This is a genomic window from Marinoscillum sp. HNIBRBA16962, assembly GCF_057801515.1.
Window position 1 is genome coordinate 5,774,625 of the sequence record NZ_CM173603.1, and the last position, 25,592, is coordinate 5,800,216.

Below are 25,592 nucleotides of genomic sequence, written 5' to 3' on the forward strand. Positions count from 1 at the left end.
TCAGTCTCTGTACCAAATCCGGATGAGTTGATACCAGTGTGAGCTTGCCTCTCCTGCGGTCCAGAGCTCTGTGTCTGTGCTGCCTTCCTCGTCACTTTCATGGATATTAGGCAGCAGAAGGGTTTCTACATTCATAATCTTCGCAGAAGGGTTGTCAGCTACCCACTGGTTAGCTTCCTGAAGGACTTCTTCAAACTTTTGGACTTTTCCTGACTTAAAGAGCCCACCTTTGGTTTTTTCCGGAACAAAATCTTTGATCTTAAGTGACATCTTCATGAAAAATTGATAAACAGATTGAAAGTATAAAAATTCCGAATAGGATCAAAGAGATATTTTATGAACGAGAAAGCTCTTTTTGATGGGAGGTACGGGAGTTGGAAAATTTAAATTGGCATTATTTCTGGTATTGGTATCTTTATTGGACCAAACCCTTAGACTATGAAAGCAATTTCTACCATCCGATTTTTAGTGATCCTTTTTGTGCTGGCAGGATGTGCCAGTGGTAAAAAAGCCTTGAAAAAAGGAGACTATGACAAAGCTGTAGCCCAGGCCGTAAACAGGTTGCGGTCAAATGATGACCATAAAAAAGCCCGATCTACCCTTAAAAAAGCCTATCGACTGGCGGTAAGTGTACATCGGGATAATGTGGAAAGAGCCAAAGTATCCAGCGACCCTTTTAAGTGGGAAGTGGTCTCAGCAAATTACCAGCAGATCAATTACCTGTATGATCAGATCGTCCGGTGTCCCGGCTGCAGGGATGTGGTGCCTAATCCGGCGAAGTATGATGCTCAGCTGGCTTCTGCCAATCAATCTGCAGCAGAGGTAAGGTATGAGATGGGTATGGACGCCCTGAAGTTTAAGAAAAACAGGAATAAAGCCATAGAAGCCCATCAGCATTTTGCTCGCGCCAGAAGTTTTGTTCCCAGGTACAAAGATGTGGAGGAGAAAATGAATGAGGCATTGTATTACGCTACGTTAAAAGTAGTGGTTGAGCCCATTCCGGCACCGGTAAGGGTTTTGAATGTCCGGCATGAGTTTTTTGTAAATAAGATCAACGAATACCTCCACAATGCCAACATCAATGATTACGTACGTTTTTACACTCCTGGTGAGGCCAAAGCTGAAAACCTTGACTTTGTAGATCATGTGATCCGCATGGAGTTTGATCAGTTTTCACTGGGCAATGTCTCCAGCAGGACCATAGAGCGGGAGGTAAGCCGTGACAGTGTGGAGATAGGCAAAAGCAATGGAGAGCCTGTGTATGGCACGGTAAAAGCAGACCTGAAAATTCATGAGAAATCCATTACCGGCAGGGGTGTGCTGGATTTTAAGATCTATGACAATGACCTGAATAAGGTTGTTTCTCAGGAGAAATTCCCGAGTAATTACACATGGTCTATTCAATGGGCAAATTTTAATGGGGATAAGCGTGCTCTGAGCGATGAGGAATTAGATATGGTTAATACCAAGGAAATAGGCATCCCCAGCCCTCAGCTGATGTTTGAGGAGTTTACTGCACCTCTTTATGATCAGGTGATCAATAAGATCAGCTATTATTACAGGAGGATTTAGTCCAACTTTGGGAGCCGAATTGGCTACTTAACAAAGTAGTATTCAGATATAGTCAGGAAATTGTTTTTTAAGCTGTTTCCTGACTATAAATCCATAGACAGGCATAACTATGGGATACAGAAAATAACTAAAACCAGCGATTGAAAAGGTAAGCGAGGTGGATCCAAAATCGATCAGCGAAAGTAGTACTGATAGCAAGGGTATAAAGCCCATCAATACATTGGTTACCAAACTACTTCTGGTAATAAATCGCTCGTAGGCGTCTAATTCCAGTAATTTGCTCCGCTTCAGGGCAGACAGGTACATAATGGCCAGCATCAGGAAGATAAACGAAGCCCCCAGCCCATACATTACCATTAAAAAGCGCATGTTGGGCATGTTAAGGTCTCCAAATGCGGAGTTGAGGATAGCGTAATCACCTGTAAAAACCGACACAAATAGCTCGAAGAGAAATCTGGATAAAAACTTTAGCGGATAGACATAAACGAGTATCAAAAAGATCAACACGGAATTAAATGCGATGATCACCTTATCCTGTAGCCCGTATTTGAGAAAAAACACATAGTGCTGATACCAGATAAGCGCGATCAGGGTGACGCTGATCCCAAAGGGTATGATCATTCGCATAGAGTCCTTTAACTCGGAGAAGGTTTCCGGCACGGAAGAAGAGAGTACCAGCAAGGTAACAGCCAGAGCAAAAGCCGCATCACTGAATGCCTCCACCCGGGTTTGGTTCTTGCCGCGGTAGCGGAAATATGGGTCTAAACCCACTTCCTGGTCTTTCATCCATTTTCTCATCCTTTGAAAATAGTGAAAGGTGAGCTAAAAAACAGTAGATCTGCTGAAAATTCCGGCTTGCAGAAGAGGTCCTTTTCAGAGTGATCCTACGCATGACCAGAAAGTTGTCAGGATTGCAGAGACTATCCCTTATACTTTTAACAGCAATTGCCTTGAAAAAACATTGCACGGATAACACTAGGGCATCAGTATATGATCTTTCAGTGAAATATCAGCGTCGGCGATAGCTTTAGATAACGCCTCGGCCATTACAGTTGCGCCAAGATCGCTGAAATGGGTATCGTCGATGATTCCTTTGGGGTAGTTTGGACATTCACCTTCAGCGCAGTGTAAATGGAGTTTTTTGGATTTCGTCTCCCCGTACTGTACCAGGATCGACATACTGATGGTATGCATATCTATGAATGGCACGCCCGTTTCGTCTGCGACTTGCCTGACAAGGGCGCTGTATTCTCCATGGGTGTCGAAGAAATTACCCGACTCGTCAAAACGCCTTCTGCTTACGGGGGTGAGCAAAACAGGTGTTGCCTCCTTTGCACGAGTCTCCGATATGAAACGTTTCAGATTGGCTTTGAACTCTTCCGGTGTGGTATAGCTCTTTTTAGTTGGCACTTCATCATTATGACCAAACTGAATGAACACATAGTCGCCCACGTGCAAAGCAGCAACAACAGAATCCCAACGATGCTCTTCTATAAAAGTACGTGTACTGCGACCGTTTCGGGCATAGTTACGCACCGTAATAGCTTCATCGAAAAACTGTTCAAACTTCTCTCCCCAACCGGTTTCAGGACGCCTGTGCTCTGCTTTGGGGGCACAGGTGCTATCACCAATCAAATGTAATGTGATCTTATCCTGAGACTGGCAGCCCAGAAACAAAAAGGCTATTAATAATAATGCTGTCCTCATAGAACGAATATAATTAGTATGTCAAATTTTAATATATAGACCGTAGGATATACTGATCATGGTCGTTGAAATAACCCCATCGCCCCATAGCCGTCAGTCTAAGAAACAATTTTGAGTTGGGTTGAAACACCTTGAATCAAAAAAGGGGAAATATTTGTATCAAACCCCATTCTCCACTTAGCTTATACATTTTATTCCCACTACACACCGCTAAAAGAACTGAATCCTCCATCTACAGGGAGGACAACACCCGTGATAAATGAAGCTGCCTTTGAACATAAAAACTGTACAGTCCCATTCAATTCATCAATATTTCCAAAGCGCTTCATTGGAGTACGAGCCAGCACTTTCTTGCTGCGTTCTGTATAAGACCCATCGGGATTAATGAGCACTTTTCTGTTTTGATCGCCAATAAAAAAACCGGGAGCGATCGCATTCACCCGCACTTTGTCGCCAAACTTCAGCGCCATTTCCATGGCCATCCACTGGGTGAAATTGTTGACGCCTGTTTTAGCTACTGAATAACCCATTACCCGGGTGATAGCAGAATAGGTGGCCATGGATGAGATGTTAATAATACACCCGTCACCACCTTCGGCAATGGCTTTTCCGAAAACAAGGCTGGGGATGACGGTACCATCGAGGTTGAGGTCCATGACCTTTTTGTGGTTATCTATATCTATATCAAAAACTGTCTGATCATCATTTATATTGGCCTCCGGCATATTTCCTCCCGCCACATTGATCAGCACATGAATTGAATCCCATTTTTTGAGAATTTGACCGCTGACTTCATGAAGCCTGGTTTTATCCAGAACATCACAACTAAAGCCGATCAGGTTTTCATTATTACCCAGGGAATCTATGGTACTTTTAAGCTTATCCGGATTGCGCCCGAGAATGACCACTTTTGCTCCGGCATTGACCATGGATTTTGCTATGCTGCTCCCCAGTACGCCCGTACCTCCGGTAATAACAATGACTTTATTTTTAACTTCAAACATTAATCAGAATTACTTGTTGGTTATCAATTTAGTTTCCTTTGATCCGAAATATGAGTTCATTTTCCTGCCTTGCAGGATCTCTACTTTGTCCAGTACCACTCCCGGATCAATCATGGTGATCTTTAACTGGTGTCTCCCTGTTTGTGGAATGGTTACTTTGATTTCAGTAATGTTGGTAGCCCGAAGTACATTCATACTCCACTCCTTGTTGTATTCATTCATTACTTCTTTGAGGGATGCGTCTACTACGATGGGTTTTTCATCATCAATACTTACAGCAAACCGGAGCTTGTAATCCGAATTTATCGGCTGAGAGGGCAAACAATAAAATCGGAGGTTTGCCTCCCCGGCTAACCGGGTAAAGAATTCATAGGACAGAGACGGCGCTTGTTCATTTGGTACCTCTAGGGGACTGGAAGTTATTTGAAAACTACCCACCGCATCATTTTGTCTACCTAACCCCTGTATGAGTTTCCATTCATTATTTTGGCTATTCTGCGCGTCACTGAAATGCTCCGCTTCTATGGATATAACGCCATTGTCTTCTACAAATAGCTGCTTGTCTTCTGATATATCCAACTGCTGAGCTTTCACCTGGATTTGATATGCCGAATTCCCAACATTGAATTTTATGGATGATGTTTGGTCCGGCTCATCTTTCATTTGGGACCAATCCACCGAGACCCAGATGCGCTCCTCAGCAGAGGTTTCTCCTTCTATTGATGAAATTTGAATCCATGGGTCTTTGGCTTTAGCTGTCCACTTCAATGGTTCCGATCCTGCATTGAAAACATCGATGAAATATTGCCGGTCGGTGGCTGAAAGAAAGGTGGGTAAAGAAACCTGCTTACCCGGCTCAACCGGTTGCGAAATTCCCTCAAGAATAATCCCTCCTGCTGTTTTTTGAGTGGGTTCAAAACGACCAACCTCGGGCATGCCAAAAACGGGCAGCTCTCGTGGATTGTAGCTCATCATGTGCATCCATTTCCCATCATTTTGCCGGTTGTAGCGGGTGGTGATTTCTTTTATCTGCTCATAAGCTTCCCTGGCTTTTTCTGCATATGCGTTGGCGCTTACTCTGCCTTGCTGTGCATAAACACGGCTTTTGTAGGCATACAGGAGCTTCTTATTCATGTTAGCAGCTCCCTGTACCTTATAGGCCACCAGCTGGTAAAAAGCATCTTTTAAATGATCAGGGAGTTGGTTCTGTAAAGTTTCCACCTGGTCTTCCAGTTTGCTGTATGCATCTATTCTTTGCTGCACCTCATCACCATTGCTAAACATGGAAAATTCAGGGTCCTGTATTTGAGTGTTCGGGTATACGCTGGTCCATCCCATATGCTCGGGCTTACGCGAAAAGCCCAATTGAAAATAGTTGGTGAGAACTTCTCCGATCTCCTCGGCGTAGGCATCACCAAATTGCTCTTCGGCAAACCGGGTATAGTACGCACCTAGGTTTTCGGGCGAGAACTGGTCCGGGTTCCAGGCCATCTCCAGGAAAAAGTTCATGCCAATTTCATTGGGCTTGATATCACCCACATTCACGATCCAGATGTCTTTGGCATTGGTATGATAGGCCTTGTTCATCTCTTCCCAGATGAGCGATACCGGAGCGGACTCCAGCCACAAGTAATCATGCGGACGGCCCCAGTAGGATATGTGGTAATAGACGCCTCCGCCACCGGACCGGTTGCGTTCTTCTGCATTGGACAGCTGGCGAATGTAACCATGGTTGTCATCCGGCCAAACGAGGGTTACATCATCCTGAATTTGGGCTCCCTCGCTGTAAATTTCCAAAACCTCTTTATAGGGTACAAATGCCTGAGGAATGTCCTTTACGTCTTCTTTCAACACATTTCCCAGCATCCCTCTTTGGTCGCTGATGATCGTTTCCAGCATTTCCACTTTTTCCTCCGGGGTATAATGGCCCTGCATTCCCGAATCATGGATTCCCCGCATGCCGAGTGTTACAATGAAGTTGTCTTCTTCGCTTAATTCTTCAAGTCGCTGCTGCCAATATTGCTTTACAGTACCACTATTGGTAGCATAATTGTACTCACCAAACTTTTCATGGTCCCATTCGTCTACATTGTTTCTAAGCATCGGCTCAGCATGGGAGGTGCCCACGAAAATCTGATATTTTGCGGCCATTTCCTTGTTGCCGGGAATGGTATAAAATGCTTTGGTGCAAGGGTGCATGGCCGGCCAGATGGCATTGGCTTTCAGGCGCAAAAGCAACTGGAAGATCTTTTCATAGGTTTTAGGCCCAATGTCGCCGGTTTCCGGCTCAAGGGTCTTGGCGGCCCAGGGCTGCAGGCCCCAGTCCTCATCGTTGAGAAAAATCCCTCTGAACTTTACTTTTGGCGCATCCTGAATCAATAGGGCTTCGGAAATTTCAAAGGCTTCTTGTTTTGCAGGAGACACATCTGCCCACCATACCCAGGGTGAAACACCGATCATACGGGATATTTCAAGCAAGCCATAAGCAGTGGCCCGGCTATCACTTCCTGCTATGACCAGTACTTGTTGGCCGTTCCGCTTTACATTTTTGATCAAATAGGACTCCCACTGATCTTTTATTTGTGAAAGATCGACAAGTCCATTTTCAGCCATTTCTGCTATTACCGGGCTTTTCCCAATAGTACCGGCTATCACTTTCGCATATCCGGACTCGTTTGAGACTACATCAAGTTTAGCATTGAAAACCTCCTTTACATCTTTCTGCAGCATGGACAGTGCTGTATGAACCAGTTCACTTTCATTCTGGTCTACGTATATGGTGGTAGTACCATCCTCTTTGAAGAGAACCTGACTTTTGCTTTCGTGACATGACAAGACCAAAACAGCAACGCACAGGAGTATGAATAATGAAGAAATTTTCCGAAAGTTGTTGGGGACAACACCAACAACGGCGTGGAATTTTAATGAAGGTTTTTTTACTTTACTCAGTCGTAACATTAGCGCTATTATTAATCAATTTTTGAATATATGAACTCCCGGAAGTTGACCATTCCATCTCCGATCGAAACCAAGCCAACCCGTAGAGAAAGGAAACCTCCAAAGGCAGTGTGATTGTAAGAATCCACTACAAACGAACGCTGAATCTTCTCCCATTTTTCGCCATCGGGACTATAATAAAAAGTAACCATATTTTCTACATTCCGGATTTTCAGATAGCCGGTTTGCCCCATTGGATTTGTGCCTGCATTAAGGGGCTGACCTCTCCTGTATATCGTTAATTTTCCTTCAGCTGTGACCAGTCCGGCATACATCGACTGGTCATAATAGAGGACTATTCCTCCCCGTGCATTGCCACTCAGTTCATAATTCACCTGTATTTCATAGGATTCATCCGATGGGATGCACAACAATGGAGCGCTGTTGCCAGGATTATCCCCTTCGGCCTTAAATTGAAGCCTACCATCGCCGACCTGTGCTCGTGATGGGTTGTATTCCTTAAAAAAAGTCCATTGCAGACCCAGTTGATCCCCCTCAAACTTATCAGACAATGAAAATTTCGGACCTTCATTTTCAAGAACTTTCTTCCTGATGGGCAAATCGGTTTGAATTCCTGAAGGAACTTTAAACCAGCCATCCGGAGTCCATTCAACTGGCTCCATTAAAGTTTGTCTTCCTAATGTGTAAAAATCTTTTTCATAGCCATGATACACGATCCACCAATTCTTCTCCCGGTCCTCAACAAGAGTACCGTGCCCTTTGGCATGCCATTTTTCATCTTTTGACCAGGTATGGACAATCGGGTTGTAGGGAGAATTTTCCCAGGGGCCAAGGGGTGATTTTGACCGGGCAGACACTACCATGTGAGCAGTGGCCGGGCCCACTGTGCCCCCTTCGGCCACAGTGAGGTAAAAATAACCATCTTTATACGTTAGTTTTGGGCTTTCCAGGCATTTACAAGCCACATCCCAGTCATCGGGAATGTCCCAGCCGTCATAGGAATGAGACGTTTCTTTACTCTTTGCTGATAAGCCATCGTCAGACAATTCAACAACTTTTCCGTAATTCAGGTGCAGGTAGCGTTTACCATCCAGGTCTACCACATGGCCCGGATCAATTTGCCCAACCTTCAGATCCACCGGATCGCTCCATGGTCCTTCGGGGCTGTCAGCAGTGATCACCCAATTGGTGCCACCGGCCGGAAAATAAATGTAGTATTTGTCCTGGTGCTTGAGAAACTCGGGTGCCCAAACCGAACCCACATTTTTATGAAGGGCGCGGCAGACCGGTTCCCAGTTCACCAGGTCCTTGGAATGCCAGATGAGTAATCCCGGGTAATACTCAAAGGACGAGTGGGTCATGTAATAATCGTCACCATCCCGGAAGATGGAGGGGTCTGGGTAGTCTCCTGCCATGATTGGATTGGTGTATAGGCTATCTGCGGCTGGTTCTGTTGCGTGGGCAGGGGTCTCTACGGATTGAGATAATAAAGTAAATGGTGAGAATAATAGTAGCAAAAATATCGGTCTTTGTAAAATGATCATTTTTACTTAAGTAAATATTTATCTATCAGCTTTGGCAATTCTTTATCAAGTTTGAATACTTCATTTATCATAATTGTTATCTCTTAATTCTTTATATGTCTTTTATTGATCCTTCTTCAATTCGACAGGAGACTATTTGATATTGGTCTGCAATACATAGGAGCCTGTTTGGGAAAGGACCATTAATCGCCTGTATAGATATAAGAGGTGTCTTTTTCATTTACTACCGGCAAACATTGAGAATTTCAGGCTAATGTACGGGGTGTAGCTACTATCACTGGTTTGTTTTGTTGAGTGGGTAGGGGTCTCTACGGATTGAGAAAATAAAGTAAATGGTAAGAATAACAGTAAAAATATCGACCTGCACATGATTATCATTTCTATTTCATATCATTTAGTACTCTGAACTCTTATTTAATCATTCGCCCAGATTAGTCCTGGCGGTTGCAACTTTTATATCCACAATTTCAGCGAATTACTCCCGTCGATCCGTTATATTTTGTGGCCTTTTCAATGAATTTATCCAGTTCCTGCTGCATTAAAACTATTTCAATTATAGTGCTTTCAATTCATCAGGTATATAAATTATGATTCTATTATTTGTTGCTATCGTTTATTTGTTATTTTCCAACTGAAATGGGTTGATTGTTTTTCACCAGTATACAGAAGGCCAGGGGATAAGCCCCTAAACCTTCTGCCTACCAGTGTCACTTTATCATTATGACGGTAATATGCTTATCATTTAACTACCAGCTTCTTCTCTATGCTGTCGCCATCCCCAATAACCTTCACAAAGTACATTCCCGGCTTCAGTCCTGCCTTTACAGGAGTCGTTTTGTTCCCTTCCAGCTGCATGGTGAAAAGCTCCATTCCTGACAGATTGAAGATTGCCAGTTTGGCATTTACCAACGTTTCCGGAACCTCTATGATGAAGTCTCCATCGACACTCGGATTTGGATAAACCGCCACATCTGAGGTCAGATCTTCGGCTGTCGCTGCTGACTCTTTAGTTTCCTCTGAGAGGGAGCTACTGGAACCGGAAAAGGAGAACTGCTGACTCCACCAGCCGGTGTTGCAGGATTCAAGCACAATACTTGCGCCATTTGACCCGGAACTGTTCTCTACCCGGAGGCAGGTTCCTGTGTTGCGGTTTTCCAGAATGTAATACCCGCTTCCTGCATCTACTCTTTCAAACATCTCACTCCACCAGCCGTTGTTACAGGTATACTGCACTACATTGCCATTGACTGCCCGGAGACATTTTCCACTATGTCGTGCTTTGAGGTAATAATAACCGCTTCCGGCATCCACCAATTCAAACTCTTGATTATCACCGCCATGACAATCCCATTGCTGAATATCTGCATTGTCACTTGTTGATGCACCGGCCACATCCACACATTTGCTGCTAGCTCTATTGGTCATGGTATAATAGGTGCTACCACCACCTCCACCACAGGTACCAGACAGACATCCTTTGGAATTTATAGCATTTGCAATACGAGCTTTAGGCTGAGGCCCAAAACCTTTTGTCAGGTTGATCCCCACACTCTGCAGATGGCAATAACTCATAATGGTACCTCCATCAGAAGGATAATCTTCCGGAGCCCAACAAGAGTTTCCGCCACAATGATCAATAGCCGTATTGTTGCCATTCCATACACAATCATGCGTATGTTGAGACCCCATAATGTGCCCCTGCTCATGTGTGACCACCATCACACTCCAGGAATAGGTCGGGTAATTTGCATAAGATGTGCTGATGTTACTAACCCCATAGTTCCAGCCGGATGCACAGAGGGCATTTACATAGGCCACTCCGCCACCTCCATCTGCATGGATCAAGTGTGCCAAATCACCATTGAAAGAGGTACGGTAGTTTTTAAACTGTGACAGCTTGTTGTTAGTAGTGCCTGAGTAGGGACTTGAAGAAGTCCATACATAGATCTCCTGAAGCATTATACTTATTCCATCATTGTCATAGATGATCTTTGATTCATTAAAAAGACCTGTCAGATAATTGACAACATTGTTAACACTTCCTTTATTTTGATAAAGCTCATAATCCGCCTCCCAGTATGCGCGAACACAACTGGTCGCTTGTATGCGGCCACCTGTTTCGGGCAGGTCTTCTAGCGGAAATTTTAAATGCTCAGCAGTCGTTTGGCATGTCGGAGGTTCGAAATTTTTTAAATTCCGGTCGTTATAAAGAACATAATCATTCCCTGTCTCTCCGATCCTTCCTAAAACCGTATTGCCGGTGTTATCAACTACCAGCCCCATGACCTCATTTTCAAAAATGCTGATAGCTGCCAGCGATTCGTTATCGCCATCAATGATCCCCCGATAATGTTTTCCTTCAGGGGCAAACTGCTGGCCATCAGAAGTAGTAACGTAGAATCCTTCGCTGAAGAGGTCCACTTCATATAGCTGGAGAACCATACTTCCGGCATTTACAGGAATGGTTAATTCTAAATTTGACGGGCTCTCCGCAATTAACTGCTGTAATGCATTGGGCTGTAGCTCAAGCACACTGGCATCTTCAATTTGCTCAGCTGTGGCTATTCGTTTGCTGGCGCTGGCTAATTCAAAAAGGTCACCACTCTCGGCAAATGCCTCGTTGGTTGATACTCTTGCTGCAACTTCTTGTGCAATTGGTTTTAACTCTTGTGCCCAGGCTGAAAGAACCAAAAGACACAGAACAAGTAACGTAGTTAGCTGTTTCATAAATGTTTAGAATTAGGTTAATTAAAAATATTTACATTGATCTTGTGTTAATTATATTCCGAATTTGTAATAATTTCCTGCGTCCCGATCTATTGCGGGTTGGTGGTCGCAGGGGCTCATTTTTTTTTAAATATTGTTGACATGCTGTTTCGTTTTTCCGGTGATTTGAAAACCAGTTAAGGATCAGAACTCTATTTTATCCACACGGGCATATTCAAAATTATCGGCCGTTCCCTCAATCTTGATGATATCTCCGTCATTCAATGTCACATCCGCAAAGGTCTCGCTCGTTAAGGTTATACTCTCCGGAGCAGCAGAACCCAAATCCTGGTTAGCAGTCCATTCTCCTATTAATGTGCTGTTCTTATAAAGCTTGTAGGATGAGACCCCATCAGTCTCATCAAAATAGCTCACTTTGATGTTTTTTGTTGTTGCAGGACCGTCATAGGTAGTGGTTGCGGTTCCGGTTCCGCTCGTTCTGATCAACGAACCATTTGAAGCATCTGCATTGCTCTCAACCGAATAGTTGGTAAGGGTCATATTTTCAGCCTCTATGGAACTGGATGTTGAAGTAAGCAGCTCTATTTTATCCACACGGGCGTATTCATAATTATCGGCCGTTCCCTCAATCTTGATGATATCTCCGTCATTCAATGTCACATCCGCAAAGGTCTGGCTCGTTAGGGTTATACTCTCCGGAGCAGCAGAACCCAAATCCTGGTTGGCAGTCCATTCTCCTATTAATGTGCTGTTCTTATAAAGCTTGTAGGATGAGATCCCATCAGTCTCATCAAAATAGCTCACTTTGATGTTTTTTGTTGTTGCAGGACCGTCATAGGTAGTGGTTGCGGTTCCGGTTCCGCTCGTTCTGATTAACGAACCATTTGAAGCATCGGCATTGCTCTCAACCGAATAATTGGTAAGGGCCATATTTTCAGCTTCTACTGAATTGGTTATTCCGGATTGAAGCTCTATTTTATCCACGCGAGCATATTCAAAATTGTCTACAGCGCCCTCGATCTTGATGACATCCCCATCATTCAATGCGACATCCGGAATAATCCGGCTGGTTAAGGTGGCGCTTACCGGAGCATCAGAACCTAAATCCTGGTCAGCGGTCCACTGATCGATCAACGTAGTATTCCTATAAAGTTTGTAGGATGAGACTCCGTCAGTCTCGTCAAAATAGCTCACTTTGATGTCGGTGGTTGTTGCTGGGCCGTCATAGGTAGCGGAGGCGGTTCCGGTTCCGTTTGTCCTGATCAACGAACCATTTGAAGCATCTGCATTGCTCTCAATTGAGTAGTTTTCAAGGATCATATTTTCAGCCTCAATGGAACTACTGATCACAGCTTCTTTCTTATATGCTCTGAAATAATCAATAACAAACTCTCTGGGGTATAGATGTGGACTGGTATCTGCTGTTCCTGTCCATCCGGCATTTTCATATATGCTTAAATAGAATACCGCAGGATAATTAGGTGATTGGTTAACCGTCCTGTATAACTGGTTGTCTACATAGAATTTGATGGAATTAGGATCCCATTCAAGCGCATAGATATGATATCCTCCTGACGGATCAAACGGAAGTGTCATGCCGTAGGTACTGGTAGCAAGATTTGGGTCATCCCATTTGAACAAATTGAAATTGTTAGAACGATTACCGCCATACTGTTCCATAATGTCAATTTCTCCTTCCTGCCAGGGTTCATCCCTTACTCCGGTTGTCCAAAAGGCACAATGATACCCTGTCTGGTTAATGAGTTTGGCGCGAATCTCAAAATAGCCGTACTGTGGCGTATACTTCATAATTGTCGGGGTGCTATGGTTAATGTTATCCTTATGAAGGTAATCTCTTTGACCGGTCTGGAAACTCGACACCTTCATAGCGTTGCCAGGGTAATAGGTAGGCTGGTCATCATCAATCCTCAATACCAAATTGCCGTCCCTTAATTCGTACCTGGCTGCTGCCCGCTCTTCTGTAGTCCTGTATGATAAGTAACTGGGAATCCACAAACTCGTGTCAAGCGTGGTGCCGTCGAATTCATCATTGCGATCCAGTACATAGCCCGGCTTGTCGATTGGGTTTGGATCGGTTGCTGCTTCTGCAGCCTTTAGCGGTGTCTGCAAGTCATTAGGTTCAGATTCATCTATCATGTTGCAGGATGATACCTGACATATTAACAATATGATGACCAGGACTTGTGTATTACTATAGGTTTTAGGTCGTAGTTTCATGGTATTTTAAATTTTTGTTTTTGATGAAATGGAAACAAAAATTATCGCACCCACGTAACTGTCATGTTTTCTAAAAATTCCAATCCCTGCCAGGCCAGCATAAGTGCCTGGCATACCCTACTCGATACAGTGTCGAATGCTGAAAATTTTGCTTTGGATCACGGTTTAACGTTATTTTTGGAGTGTATAATTTAAATGAGACAGATAGCTCAAAAGGCTTCCAAATGATGGGAGCCCTTTGAGCTTTGTGTGATTGAAATAATTAATTATAATTCGGATTCTGCGGGAATTCACCAGCATCCCGATCAATTACTGATTGAGGGATCGGACGCAGCAAATGAAACTCTTGTAGCTGACCTGCGCTTTGTGCAAGATTGTTATGCTGCAAGGTACGTTCCACTAATTTACCTGTTCTTTTCAGGTCCATCCACCGCTTGTATTCGCCGGTCAGTTCACGAGCCCTTTCATCCAGGATGAAGTCAAGGTCCACATCCCCGGCCGCAATTTCCATTGCCGTTTCGTTTCCAGGAATAGCCGCACGTCTTCTAACTTCATTAATTCTATCTGCGGCCGTAGAATTATCACCGGACATATGATATGCTTCGGCTGCAATCAAATAAGTTTCAGCAAGCCTGAAAAGGAAGATATCCCGGGTACTCCTGTATTGGGTTGTGTTGCCATGGAACAAGGAATTGGGGTCATGAAATTTCCAAACCATTGGATATTTGCCTGCACCCCCAATACCTTCAATATCCTGCTTCCATTTTGGAAAAGTAATGATGTTGGCATTCGGGTTATCAGCCATAAAGGCAGTTGAGTCTGCCGTTGTGAATGGTTGGTCCGGCTTGGGAAAATAAACCTTCAGGTCACCTGCTTCAATACCCTCATCAGGGACGTCTGTTGTGGCATAAAAAGTACTTAAGAACGTACCATCATACCGACTGTCGATATCGGTATCGAAAAGTCCATATAGAAACTGGGTAGGCGTAAATTGTGTTTTCTTCCAGTTATATTCCGGATTTTCACGTTCAAAACCGGCTTCTTTTACCCACAGTTCCCATCCCCAATGGGCGCTTTGTCCATTTCCTTCCAGATTAGGTCCTAGCGATTCCTGGTCATACTGTATGGAAAAAATAATCTCACTATTATTTTCATTGCCAGGGGTAAATACTTCATCAAAAGTGCCTAAAAGTGAATAGCCGTAATCATTTATCACTTCATCGGCCAGAGAAGCCGCTAAGGAAAAATCATCGGATGCAGCATAAGTTTTATAACCTCTGGTGAGATGTACCAGTGCCAGCAGGTTTTTAACTGCCCCTTCTGTCACCCGGCCAAACGCCTCTGCGGTTGGTGGCACATCTGCCATTGATTCCTCCAGCTCTGCGACAATAAACTCATAAACAGCTTCTTCCGAAGCTCTCTCAAAATGAGTTACAGCAGTGGTTATTTCATCTTCGACAATAGGAACTCCTCCAAATTGCTCTACCAGTAAATAGTAGTAATAAGCCCTGAGAAACCTGGCTTCTGCTATACGCTGTTGTTTTTTCTCCTCACTCATTCCACTGACTCCATCTGCCCTTGAAATGGCGGTATTGCAAATCTGTATAGCTTGGTAAACATCCGAGTAGAACTCATCAACAAAATTATTTTGTGCATCCAGAGCCGTATACTCGTTTAGCTGGCTGCTGAACACATCGCGGTTTTGGTACGTACCGCCAACTTGTTCGCTTTCTCCCCGGGTGTAAATGTCTACCCCCAAGCAAAACAGCCATGGGTCATCACCCCAAACATCACGCAACGATGCATATGCCGCACTTACTAACGATTCGTATCCTGCTTCATCTGTGAAGTAGATATCAGAGTTCACATTGCTTCTGTTTTCTTCTTCGAGAAAATCCTCACAGGAAAAACTAAGCGTGGCCAACAGGCCTACAATAATATATCTATAAATAGCTTTCATTGGTAAATCGATTTAAAATTCAAGATTAATCCCCATCAGATAAGTAGCATAGCTAGTGGCTTCACCCCAGGTGTTGGTATCTGCCCACTCAGGATCATACCCCGGATATTGTGTAAATACCATCGGATTAGTCGCGGTAATGTAAAGCCGAAGTTTGCTTATGTTCAACTTACTCATCCACTCCGTAGGCAAAGTATAGCCCAGGGAGATATTGCCCACTCTGACAAATGAAACGTCCTGGTATCTCATACTATTAAAATATTGGCCTTTGTTGCCTGGCTCAGGATATTTATTGGAAGGATTTTCCGCAGTCCAGTAATCCACATCCACGTTTTTATAATTCCCCTCAAGGGCCATAAAAGACGCGACAAATGTGCTATATAATTGCTGTCCCTGTCTGGTATATACATATACTGAAAAATCCCAGTTCTTGTAGTTTAAAGTATTGGTAATACTTCCGCTCCATTTCGGAGTTCGCTGACCGATTATTTTTCGATCATCGGCATCAATAACCTGGTTATCATCCTGATCCTTAACCTTTACCTGTCCCGGTTCCTGACCGTATTCAGCAGCCAGAGCCGCTTCATCCTGCTGCCAGATACCGTCAAACTCATAATCATAGTTGACCCGGATCGGCTCACCAATAAACCATCTGCTTCCGATATCATCTTTCTTCTCTCCAAACAATTCCACAATCTCGTTTTTGTTGCTATCAAAAATGATGTCGGTAGTCCAGGAGAAATTGCTGGTTTGTACATTGAGTGTATTTAATCCAATTTCAATTCCGGTATTTCTCACCCAACCAACATTGTCCCACACACTTCCCCAACCGCTTGTCGAGGGTAGTTGACGCTCCATGATCAGATCTTTGGCATCACGTCTGTATAGATCCACACTACCACCTAGCCGGTAATTGAAGAGTCCGAAATCAAGGCCAAAATTGATCTCTGCTGTTTTTTCCCACGTGAGATCAGTATTGGCTAAGCGGTTTTTATAAAAAGACGGAGAAGCCATACCATCAAAATCATAATACCACTGAGAAGTATTGGACTGAGTACCGTAAATATCAATCGCATCGTTACCAGTCACCCCGTAGCTTAGCCTGAGTTTCAGGTTATCTACCTGACCAACACCTTGCATGAAGCCTTCCTCAGATAACTTCCAGGCCACAGCAGCTGAGGGGAAAAATGCCCATTTGTTGCCTACAGCTAACCTGGAAGAACCATCATAACGGCCAGTGGCTGTAAAGAGGTACCTGTCCTGGTATGAGTATTGGAGCCTGCCTGTAAATGAGGCCAGGGTGCGCTGCAGATAATTCGTACCGGAAGACGTGATATCTTCTGCAGCACTCAGGTTATACCATTTGCTGTTGTAGGGAAAATTTCTGGCTGACTGCCAACCGTCTTCCCACTGCTCGTATTGGATACTTTGGATCAAACTAAGATTAAAGTTATTCTGACCAACTTCTTTTTGATAGCCGATCTGATTGTCCAGCACATAGGAAAAAAAGTCTCTTCTTGAATAACTGGCGCTCGTGTTTTCCATTACCTGACGACCACCGTTTTTCGCATTTATCCCATAGTATTGACCCTGACGCCTGTAAATGATCTGAGGGGAAAGCTGTGAACGCAAGGTCAATCCTTCCAGGGGCTCAACTTGCAAATACACGTTACCAAAAAACCTGTAACGGCGGTTTTCTCTTATCTCGCCATCATCCGTAAATTCCAGTAGTGGGTTACTTAAATAATCCGATCTCCATGGGATAAACTTCAGTTCACCATTTTCGTCATAAGGATCGGCTACCGGAGGCATTCGATAGGCCGACCTTAATGTCTCGAAGCTTCCCTCATTCTGTACACTATTGGACAAATAGAGATTTCCTCCCGCTTGCCATTTTCCAGCGAAGTTCCGGTTAATGTTCAGGCGCATGTTGTAGCGGTTAAAGTCTTGGCCCGGGACAGTACCCTCTTCTTTAAGCTGACCAATACTCAGGGCAAAGGTCCCCTTAGCATCGCCCCCTGAAGCGGTCACCGTATTGCTAAACTGCATACCGTTTCGAAGGGTGAGATCTATCCAGTCGGTATAGTCGCCCCTGTCTATTACTTCCTGTTCTTCTGCATCAAAAAAATCAGGATCCAGGTATGTTTTCCATGCCACATACTCTTCTCCATTCATCATATCAGGAAGATTAGTGGGGGTACGAACCCCATAATTGGCATCATACTGAATGGTGAATTTTCCTTCTGTCCCTCTTTTGGTGGTCACAATCACTACCCCGTTGGCGCCACGTGAACCATAAATGGCCGTAGCAGAGGCATCCTTTAGTACATCTATCTTTGCAATGTCATTAGGGTTCAGGTCGGTCAACCCTGAGGTAGTGGGAATACCGTCAATTACAAATAGTGGACTATTCCCATTGTCACGGAGTGAACTCAACCCCCTGACAGTAATACCAAAGCCACTACCTGGTCTTCCAACATTCTTTTCAATGTTCACACCGGGTACTCTTCCCTGGAGAGCTCCTGCGGCATCTGTAATGGTGGTTGCTGTAATGGTTTCTGAATCTATTGAAGCCACAGAGCCTGTTAAATCCTCCTTTTTAACAGCCCCATAACCAATTACGACAACCTCTTGAAGACTCTCCACGTCGAGCTCCAATGATACGGAGACAGTAGAAAGACCTCCTACAGCTATTTCCTTGGGTTTATACCCAACAAATGAGACCAGCAGGGTAGCATCATCGGGCACATTCAATGAAAATTTCCCATCGACATCCGTAATGGTACCGTTTGTTGTTCCCTTTTCTATCACTGTGGCACCGGGGAGAGGTTCTCCATTCTCGTCTGTGACGGTGCCCGTAATGGTTTCCTGTTCCTGAATCAGCTCAGTCAGCGATTCCGAATCCTTATCTTTTTTCCTGATAAAGATGTGGTCATCCACTCTTCGAAAAGCAAGATCCGTTTTCGCGGAGATTTTCCGAAGCAAGTCTCCCAGAGAATAATCACGAGAGCCAAGCTTCAGAAAATATGAAGAAGTATTTATTTCGTCCTCAATGTGCGAAAATTGAAAATCAGTCTCGCCTTCAATTGAATTGAGCACCTTATCTAATGTTACAGGCCTTTTCAGATCAATTTTTATCTGAATTTCATTAACGCTCTTATGTTGAGCGTTTCCGTCCCTGGCGCATACCAGAAAGATGGACAGATGAATAATAATGCCGTAAATGCACAATTTTGACATCCGGATTAGTATTTTTCGTAGATTTGTGTTCATTTTAAATTGTTTTTGGTAATTGATTATCGAAAACTTTTGGCCCATGACTCTTGATACATTTTGCCGATGACTCAGAGTTATGGGCTTTTTTTGTGGTGTTTGTCTTTCATCTTTTCATAAGCTATTCAGTTAGTTGTCTGGTTGGTTATTAAAACATTTGACCCTTCGATCGTAAAATCGAAACGATATATAAATGACAGTCCGGTCAAAACCTCCTTGATTGAGGGGTTATCAAATTTCCCGGAATAATTCCCACTGGGGTGAAAATCTCTGGTGGTAGTAATTGTAATTCCATACCATCTTTCCAGAGCTACCCTGATTTCATCAAACGAATTAGATTCGAAGTAAAGAATGCGCTCTCTCCACCCAAAAGCATCTAATCTGTTAACTACATCTTTTTTAAATTTAGCTGAACCCTTAACGTGACAGGCCATCTCATTAGGCCGGAGTGTTACCTCATTTCCTTCATCAATGGAATAAGAAACCTTACCAGTGGCTACGGCAACTTTTGTAAAGCCTTCATTTTCATAGGATCTGATATTAAATGATGTACCAAGCACCCTTACCTGGTGATCTCTGAAATGAACCAGAAATGGTTTTGAGGGGTTATGTGCCACTTCAAAGTAAGCCTCACCGGATAATCTCACCTTTCGTGTGTCTGCATCAAATTTTTCCGGAAATGTGAGGACAGAACCTGAATTCAGTGTTACGGTGGTTCCATCCGGAAGTCTGGTGGTCAACTTGCTGCCGTTGGGGGCCTCTTTAACTATGGTTTTAACATTAGCTAATTGGTCTGAAGGTTCGAGATTATTCTTAATAATAACCGTACCGAGTATCGCCATAACCACAGCTGCGGCTATTCTTAAGTATCGCCGTAGGTTTGGAAGTCTATTGTAACCGTTTCCGCGTCCTTGCCGAGCATAGTCCATGATGTTTTCAAGCATCATATCATATTTCTCATCGGACACGGGCTGATTGTTTCTAAGCGTGCCCGTGAGGATGACGTGCCGGGCAATTTCTACATCCTTGTTATTGGCTTCATGTTTGGATATCCACTTCGTCCAATAATGGTTAGACTCCTCGGTGGGATTCCTTACCCACCGGACAAAATGCTCATTTCTTAATAAGTCAAATACAATATTTTTTTCCTCGTTCATGAATCGCTATACGAAGCACTTTTATCATTAAAGAGACATGCGTTACGGAAATAACGACTATGAATTACAATATTTACATATTTGACAGGTATTTAGATATATAATTGAATATATATTCAGTTATTATGTATTTTCATTGAAAATATAACAACGAAATTTGTAGACTTACTGAGCAAGTAATATCAGAAAGCAGAAGGAGCTGAGGTGAGGTCCGAGTTTTTTCTCGAGGTTTTCAAGGGCTCGGTATGTCATGGTTCTGGCTGTGGCAACTTTAATATCCATAATTTCAGCAATGTCGGCGTACCCCATTCCTTCGTAGAAGTAAAGGAAAATTACTTCACGTTGACTTGATGGTAGCTCATTAATCTTTTGGTAGATAGTATTGTAATCCTCTTCACGAAGATTTGTATTCATTGAAATAGTAGACTCGGAGAAAGAAAAAGTAAACCCATCGTCTTCAAGCTGCAGTCGCTCTTCCTTCTTAACTCCACGAAGTATCTTTCTTTTCAGAGAAACCAGCAGATAACCTTTAATTGACCTGGCTTGTGATAGCGATTTGCGTTTGTTAATCAGCTCATAAAATAATTCCTGTATGCAGTCTTGTACAAACTCATAACGCTGGGAAAACTGCTGGCCATATCTAAATAGGGTATCAATATACTTTCTATAGATATAAATCAGAGATTGGTCATCTCCGTCTATAAACTGCTGCCAAACCAGACGTTCATTCTTCTCTGAAAACTGATCAACACCATTGATTTGCAAGGTTGATTTCTCCTGTCGATCCGTTATGTTTTGAGGCCTTTTCAAATGAAAATCAGTATTTTTCGAAAAATGAAGGTATTAAAAATCAGATCAAAATCAATCAAGTTCGTTGAAATATATTAATAGTTTATATATCCAGCAGTATGAATTCCTAACAGACCGACTATTGAAAAATTCCTGTTATTTAAGCGCTTATTACATCATCTTATTTGTGTGTTAAAATTTTTCATTATGATTTTAGATCATCAAAAATTGATTCTATCAACAAATGAAAATTTAAGTAATGAGCAACAGATCCACCAAAACCAACATTGAAAGGATCTGCATGGCCCAAAATATCTTAATTCTAAGCAAACATCCCTCTACCAGAAATCTGTCTGGACTACTTATTCCTTTCGTACTTTTAATTAATTTTGCCATCCAAATAAATTCGAGGTGTAGCGCAGCCCGGTTAGCGCACCACGTTAGGGACGTGGGGGCCGCTGGTTCGAATCCAGTCACCTCGACCAGACAACAAAGCTGATCATGTTATTGGTCAGCTTTTTGTTTTCGGTTCGTTGTAGAACCAGCGGGGGCCGCTGCACTAGCCGTGCGCGTTCGAATCCAGTCACCTCGACCAGACAACAAAGCTGATCATGTTATTGGTCAGCTTTTTGTTTTCGGTTCGTTGTAGAACCAGCGGGGGCCGCTGCACTAGCCGTGCGCGTTCGAATCCAGTCACCTCGACCAGACAACAAAGCTGATCATGTTATTGGTCAGCTTTTTGTTTTCGGTTCGTTGTAGAACCAGCGGGGGGCCGCTGCACTAGCCGTGCGCGTTCGAATCCAGTCACCTCGACCAGACAACAAAGCTGATCATGTTATTGGTCAGCTTTTTGTTTTCGGTTCGTTGTAGAACCAGCGGGGGGCCGCTGCACTAGCCGTGCGCGTTCGAATCCAGTCACCTCGACCAGACAACAAAGCTGATCATGTTATTGGTCAGCTTTTTGTTTTCGGTTCGTTGTAGAACCAGCGGGGGCCGCTGCACTAGCCGTGCGCGTTCGAATCCAGTCACCTCGACCAGACAACAAAGCTGATCATGTTATTGGTCAGCTTTTTGTTTTCGGTTCGTTGTAGAACCAGCGGGGGGCCGCTGCACTAGCCGTGCGCGTTCGAATCCAGTCACCTCGACCAGACAACAAAGCTGATCATGTTATTGGTCAGCTTTTTGTTTTCGGTTCGTTGTAGAACCAGCGGGGGGCCGCTGCACTAGCCGTGCGCGTTCGAATCCAGTCACCTCGACACAACTAAAAGCTGATCCGTATATATGGTTCAGCTTTTTTCATTTGACAGGTCAGAGGTGAAATGGAAAAGAGACGCGAAGTGTTGAAGTTGCTTTTCAGATTTGGTCCTTCTCACCCCTTAATTTGTGAACCAGCGGCCCTCCGACTTGTAAGCTTCGGGACAGGGTTTCGATATCATTCAAGTCGGGTCCTTCAGAAACTCCTTGGCAAAATACGTGAGGATCATATCCGCGCCCGCACGCTTGATAGCGGTAAGCGTTTCATCCCTTACCCTCGCCGCATCCAGCCAGCCTTTTTGGCCCGCAGCTTTGATCATAGAGTATTCTCCGGATACGTTGTAAGCAGCAATCGGCAATTCAAAGTTTGCTTTCAGATCTGAGATAATGTCCAGGTAAACCATGGCCGGCTTTACCATCAGCACGTCAGCGCCTTCCTGGAAATCAAGCTCGGCCTCCAGCAGAGCTTCTTTCCTGTTGGCAGGGTTCATCTGGTAGGTCTTCTTATCCCCAAACCTGGGTGCCGAATCCAGGGCATCTCTAAAGGGTCCATAGTAAGCGCTGGCATATTTGGCCGTGTAAGACATGATGCCCACGTTGGTAAAGCCTGCATCATCCAGCACATTTCGCAAATAGCCAACCCGTCCGTCCATCATATCAGATGGTCCGATCATATCAATGCCGGTTTCTGCCTGGGCCAGGGCCATTTTTCCCAGAACTTCCAGTGTTTCGTCATTGAGTATCCTGCCCTCTTTGACAATCCCGTCGTGCCCGTCCGAGCTGTAGGGGTCCATCGCCACATCGGTGATTACGAGGGCCTCCGGAAATTCCCTTTTGACCTTTTCGAGGGTTTTCAGGTAGAAAAAAGACTTGTCGTAACTTTTCGTGGCCAGTTTGTCTTTATACTGTTCGTCCACTACCGGGAAAATGTCAAAGGCTTTGATCCCCAGCTTCAGGCATTCTTCGATCTCTTTCAGGATCAGGTCCTCACTATGCCGGTAAATCCCCGGCATGGAAGCCACCTCGGTCCGGCGGTTATTTCCTTCAAGCAGGAAAAGCGGAAAGATCAGGTCATTGGCTGTGACGTGGGTTTCCTGAGCCAGGTCTCTGATGGCTGCAGTTGCGCGGTTTCTTCGGGGCCTACGTTCGAGATTCATTTGGTTTCAGTTTAAACTGTCGATCCAGTAGTTTATAGCAAAAATACATCCCAACCAGGGACAATCCCATGATCAGGGCCAGGCGATAGTCATATCCGGTGAGGTTCGTGATCGAGGCATTCATATCTTCTGTAAAGTAAAAGGCCAGGAAAGCCACCGAATTGTTGAAGAAATGAAAGAAGATACACACCCAGATGCTTCGGGATCTGAGATATACCCAGCCCAAAAAGACACCAATTAAAAAAGCACCAATCCCTTGCCATGGGTTTAAATGAAACAGCGCAAAGAAAAATGCCGACCAAAGGATAGCCTTCTTCGGCCCGTAGTTTTTTTCCAGCCCTTCCAGGATGATTCTTCTGAAGAGCAATTCTTCTGTAATGGGGGCAACTATAGCAATGGAAAGAAAAGACCAGAAATCTTTTTTGATCATCTCTTCGAACATTTCCCGAAAAAAGTCAGGCATGGGGATGAGTTCAGTAATGGGGTCGATGGTTATCACCATGAAGATGTCAAACAGGGCCACCAGGAGAAAAACGATTGGCGCTGTTTTAACCTTTTTACCTACCAGGTAAGAAAAATTAGCCTGTTTGAAATTTAACCCAATCGCAATCACAACCACATTGATGAGGAGCATCATCAGGAAGGTATTTAAGGTTTCCCCACTTCCGGAATACCCTGAAAAGCCAATGGCCATGCCGATAACTAGTGAGCTTAATATAAAAAACCCAAACAACCCAAAGGTCTGTTTGATATTCGGATAGGTTTCTTTCATGTGCGTATTATTTATCTTTATCGGGCACATGAGGTTTCCCGCCGGGAATTCTCAAGATCATTTTAGTGGTTCGCCGGTGCAATCATCCACGTTGGCCCGGTTGTGACTTTTCTGAATAAAATGATCATGCCCATTTCATGGCTGCAAAATAATGAAATGGGTTAAAACATTTCAGCAATCAAAATTTTGATAGTTTTATTCCAAATTGAAAGTGATGAAACGAGTCTATTTTCTATTGATTCTACTGCTGTACTGTTTGTCTTGCTCAGAAAAGCCGGTCATGTCAGGCAATCCGCTCTTTGAGGGTTGGTATGCTGATCCGGAGGGCATTGTTTTTAAAGATCAGTATTGGATCTATCCAACCTACTCGGATACTTATGACAGGCAGGTGTTTATGGATGCTTTCTCCTCTAAGGATCTGATCACCTGGGAAAAGCATGAGCGGATCATCGATACTGCGGCAGTCAGCTGGGCAGATAGCGCCATGTGGGCACTGGCGATTATTGAGAAAGACGGAAAGTACTTCCTGTTTTTTGCTGCCAATGATATTCAGAATGATGAGGCAGTTGGGGGAATAGGTGTTGCGGTAGCTGACCAACCGCAAGGACCCTTTAAAGATCATCTTGGAGAACCTCTGCTGAGCAAATTTCATAACGGTGCTCAGCCCATTGACCAGTTTGTTTTCAAAGATGGCGATCAATATTACATGATCTATGGCGGTTGGAGACACTGCAACATTGTAAAGCTGAATGATGACTTTACCGGATTTGAACCTTACGAAGATGGTACTACCTTTCGTGAGATCACGCCTGAAGGCTATGTAGAGGGGCCTTTTATGTTTAAGAAGGATGGCAAGTACTACTTCATGTGGTCTGAAGGTGGTTGGGGCGGTCCTGATTACCGGGTGGCTTATGCGATTAGCGATTCGCCTTTTGGTCCGTTTGAACGGATCGGAGTTGTGCTTCAGCAGGATCCGAAAGTTGCTACCGGTGCGGGTCATCATTCCCTGATCAAAGTGCCTGGAAAAGAGGAATGGTACATCGTGTATCATCGCAGACCTTTGGATGAAACACATCATAATCATCGTGTTACCTGTATAGATAAGCTGGAATTTGACAATGAAGGTTTTATCAAACCTGTCAAGATCACTTTTGAGGGTGTAGAGCGAAATCCGCTAGAGAGTTTTTGATAGCAATCAAGTCTGCCGGAGGACAGCCTGATGTTTTGGGGTTATAAGTCCAGACTGTCGGGGGACAGTCTGGAGATTTTGAATAAATTAATCCGAATATTCCAGGATATCTGCTGGCTGGCAGTCCAATTCCTTACAAAGTGCTTCCAATGTGGAAAATCTAATGGCCTTTGCCTTGCCGGTTTTGAGGATAGAAAGGTTGGCTTCCGTGATCCCGATCCGTTCGGCGAGCTCTTTAGACCGTATTTTTCGCCTGGCCATCATCACATCAAGGTTTACTACGATCGGCAT

Annotated in this window: 17 protein-coding genes and 1 tRNA gene; 3 read left to right on the forward strand and 15 right to left on the reverse strand. The window is 44.0% G+C overall.

The genetic code is table 11. The annotated features are described in order from the left end of the window. Entirely contained in the window at positions 1-270 is a 270-nt protein-coding gene (locus tag AC3E9V_RS23970; RefSeq protein WP_488750706.1) for a hypothetical protein, read from the reverse strand. 168 nt (positions 271-438) lie between these two features. Between AC3E9V_RS23970 and AC3E9V_RS23975 the strand changes: the two genes are divergently transcribed. After that, a complete protein-coding gene (locus tag AC3E9V_RS23975; RefSeq protein WP_488750707.1) occupies positions 439-1,572 on the forward strand; it encodes a hypothetical protein in 1,134 nt (377 codons plus the stop codon). Positions 1,573-1,614: 42 nt separating this feature from the next. On the opposite strand, the gene AC3E9V_RS23980 is transcribed toward AC3E9V_RS23975, so the two are convergent. From AC3E9V_RS23980 to AC3E9V_RS24030, 11 genes are all read right to left on the reverse strand, one after another. Further along, positions 1,615-2,370, reverse strand: a complete 756-nt coding sequence (locus tag AC3E9V_RS23980; RefSeq protein ID WP_488750708.1) for a TMEM175 family protein — start codon at positions 2,368-2,370, stop codon at positions 1,615-1,617. Positions 2,371-2,547: 177 nt separating this feature from the next. Then, positions 2,548-3,279, reverse strand: coding sequence for a rhamnogalacturonan acetylesterase (locus tag AC3E9V_RS23985; RefSeq protein WP_488750709.1), 732 nt, complete (start codon positions 3,277-3,279; stop codon positions 2,548-2,550). 200 nt (positions 3,280-3,479) lie between these two features. Beyond that, positions 3,480-4,283 (reverse strand): SDR family oxidoreductase, encoded by an 804-nt coding sequence (locus AC3E9V_RS23990; protein WP_488750710.1) that lies wholly within the window; start codon positions 4,281-4,283, stop codon positions 3,480-3,482. 9 nt (positions 4,284-4,292) lie between these two features. Next, a complete protein-coding gene (locus AC3E9V_RS23995) occupies positions 4,293-7,241 on the reverse strand; it encodes a glycosyl hydrolase 115 family protein (RefSeq protein WP_488750711.1) in 2,949 nt (982 codons plus the stop codon). A gap of 11 nt (positions 7,242-7,252) precedes the next feature. Beyond that, on the reverse strand, positions 7,253-8,656 hold the full coding sequence (locus tag AC3E9V_RS24000) for a family 43 glycosylhydrolase (RefSeq protein WP_488750712.1): 1,404 nt from the start codon (positions 8,654-8,656) through the stop codon (positions 7,253-7,255). 867 nt (positions 8,657-9,523) lie between these two features. Next, positions 9,524-11,512 (reverse strand): RICIN domain-containing protein, encoded by a 1,989-nt coding sequence (locus AC3E9V_RS24005; RefSeq protein WP_488750713.1) that lies wholly within the window; start codon positions 11,510-11,512, stop codon positions 9,524-9,526. A gap of 183 nt (positions 11,513-11,695) precedes the next feature. After that, entirely contained in the window at positions 11,696-13,750 is a 2,055-nt protein-coding gene (locus AC3E9V_RS24010; RefSeq protein WP_488750714.1) for a family 16 glycosylhydrolase, read from the reverse strand. A 262-nt stretch (positions 13,751-14,012) separates the two neighbouring features. Further along, positions 14,013-15,710, reverse strand: a complete 1,698-nt coding sequence (locus AC3E9V_RS24015; RefSeq protein WP_488750715.1) for a RagB/SusD family nutrient uptake outer membrane protein — start codon at positions 15,708-15,710, stop codon at positions 14,013-14,015. Between the two features lie 12 nt (positions 15,711-15,722). Then, the gene (locus tag AC3E9V_RS24020; RefSeq protein WP_488750716.1) at positions 15,723-18,983 is read right to left on the reverse strand and encodes a SusC/RagA family TonB-linked outer membrane protein; all 3,261 of its coding nucleotides are present in this window, start codon (positions 18,981-18,983) and stop codon (positions 15,723-15,725) included. Positions 18,984-19,108: 125 nt separating this feature from the next. Further along, on the reverse strand, positions 19,109-20,140 hold the full coding sequence (locus AC3E9V_RS24025; protein ID WP_488750717.1) for a FecR family protein: 1,032 nt from the start codon (positions 20,138-20,140) through the stop codon (positions 19,109-19,111). Between the two features lie 165 nt (positions 20,141-20,305). Continuing rightward, positions 20,306-20,950 (reverse strand): RNA polymerase sigma factor, encoded by a 645-nt coding sequence (locus tag AC3E9V_RS24030; protein ID WP_488750718.1) that lies wholly within the window; start codon positions 20,948-20,950, stop codon positions 20,306-20,308. A gap of 386 nt (positions 20,951-21,336) precedes the next feature. Between AC3E9V_RS24030 and AC3E9V_RS24035 the strand changes: the two genes are divergently transcribed. Then, positions 21,337-21,414: transfer RNA gene (locus tag AC3E9V_RS24035), tRNA-Pro, on the forward strand. Between the two features lie 951 nt (positions 21,415-22,365). On the opposite strand, the gene hemB is transcribed toward AC3E9V_RS24035, so the two are convergent. Both hemB and AC3E9V_RS24045 read right to left on the reverse strand, forming a co-directional pair. Further along, the gene (gene hemB / locus AC3E9V_RS24040; RefSeq protein ID WP_488750719.1) at positions 22,366-23,340 is read right to left on the reverse strand and encodes a porphobilinogen synthase; all 975 of its coding nucleotides are present in this window, start codon (positions 23,338-23,340) and stop codon (positions 22,366-22,368) included. After that, positions 23,324-24,112: a CPBP family intramembrane glutamic endopeptidase gene (locus AC3E9V_RS24045; protein WP_488750720.1), complete on the reverse strand. Its 789-nt coding sequence runs from the start codon at positions 24,110-24,112 to the stop codon at positions 23,324-23,326. Before AC3E9V_RS24045 ends, hemB begins: the two co-directional genes overlap by 17 nt. A 214-nt stretch (positions 24,113-24,326) precedes the next feature. Between AC3E9V_RS24045 and AC3E9V_RS24050 the strand changes: the two genes are divergently transcribed. Continuing rightward, positions 24,327-25,301, forward strand: coding sequence for a glycoside hydrolase family 43 protein (locus tag AC3E9V_RS24050; protein ID WP_488750721.1), 975 nt, complete (start codon positions 24,327-24,329; stop codon positions 25,299-25,301). A gap of 87 nt (positions 25,302-25,388) precedes the next feature. On the opposite strand, the gene AC3E9V_RS24055 is transcribed toward AC3E9V_RS24050, so the two are convergent. After that, entirely contained in the window at positions 25,389-25,592 is a 204-nt protein-coding gene (locus AC3E9V_RS24055) for a helix-turn-helix domain-containing protein (protein ID WP_488750722.1), read from the reverse strand.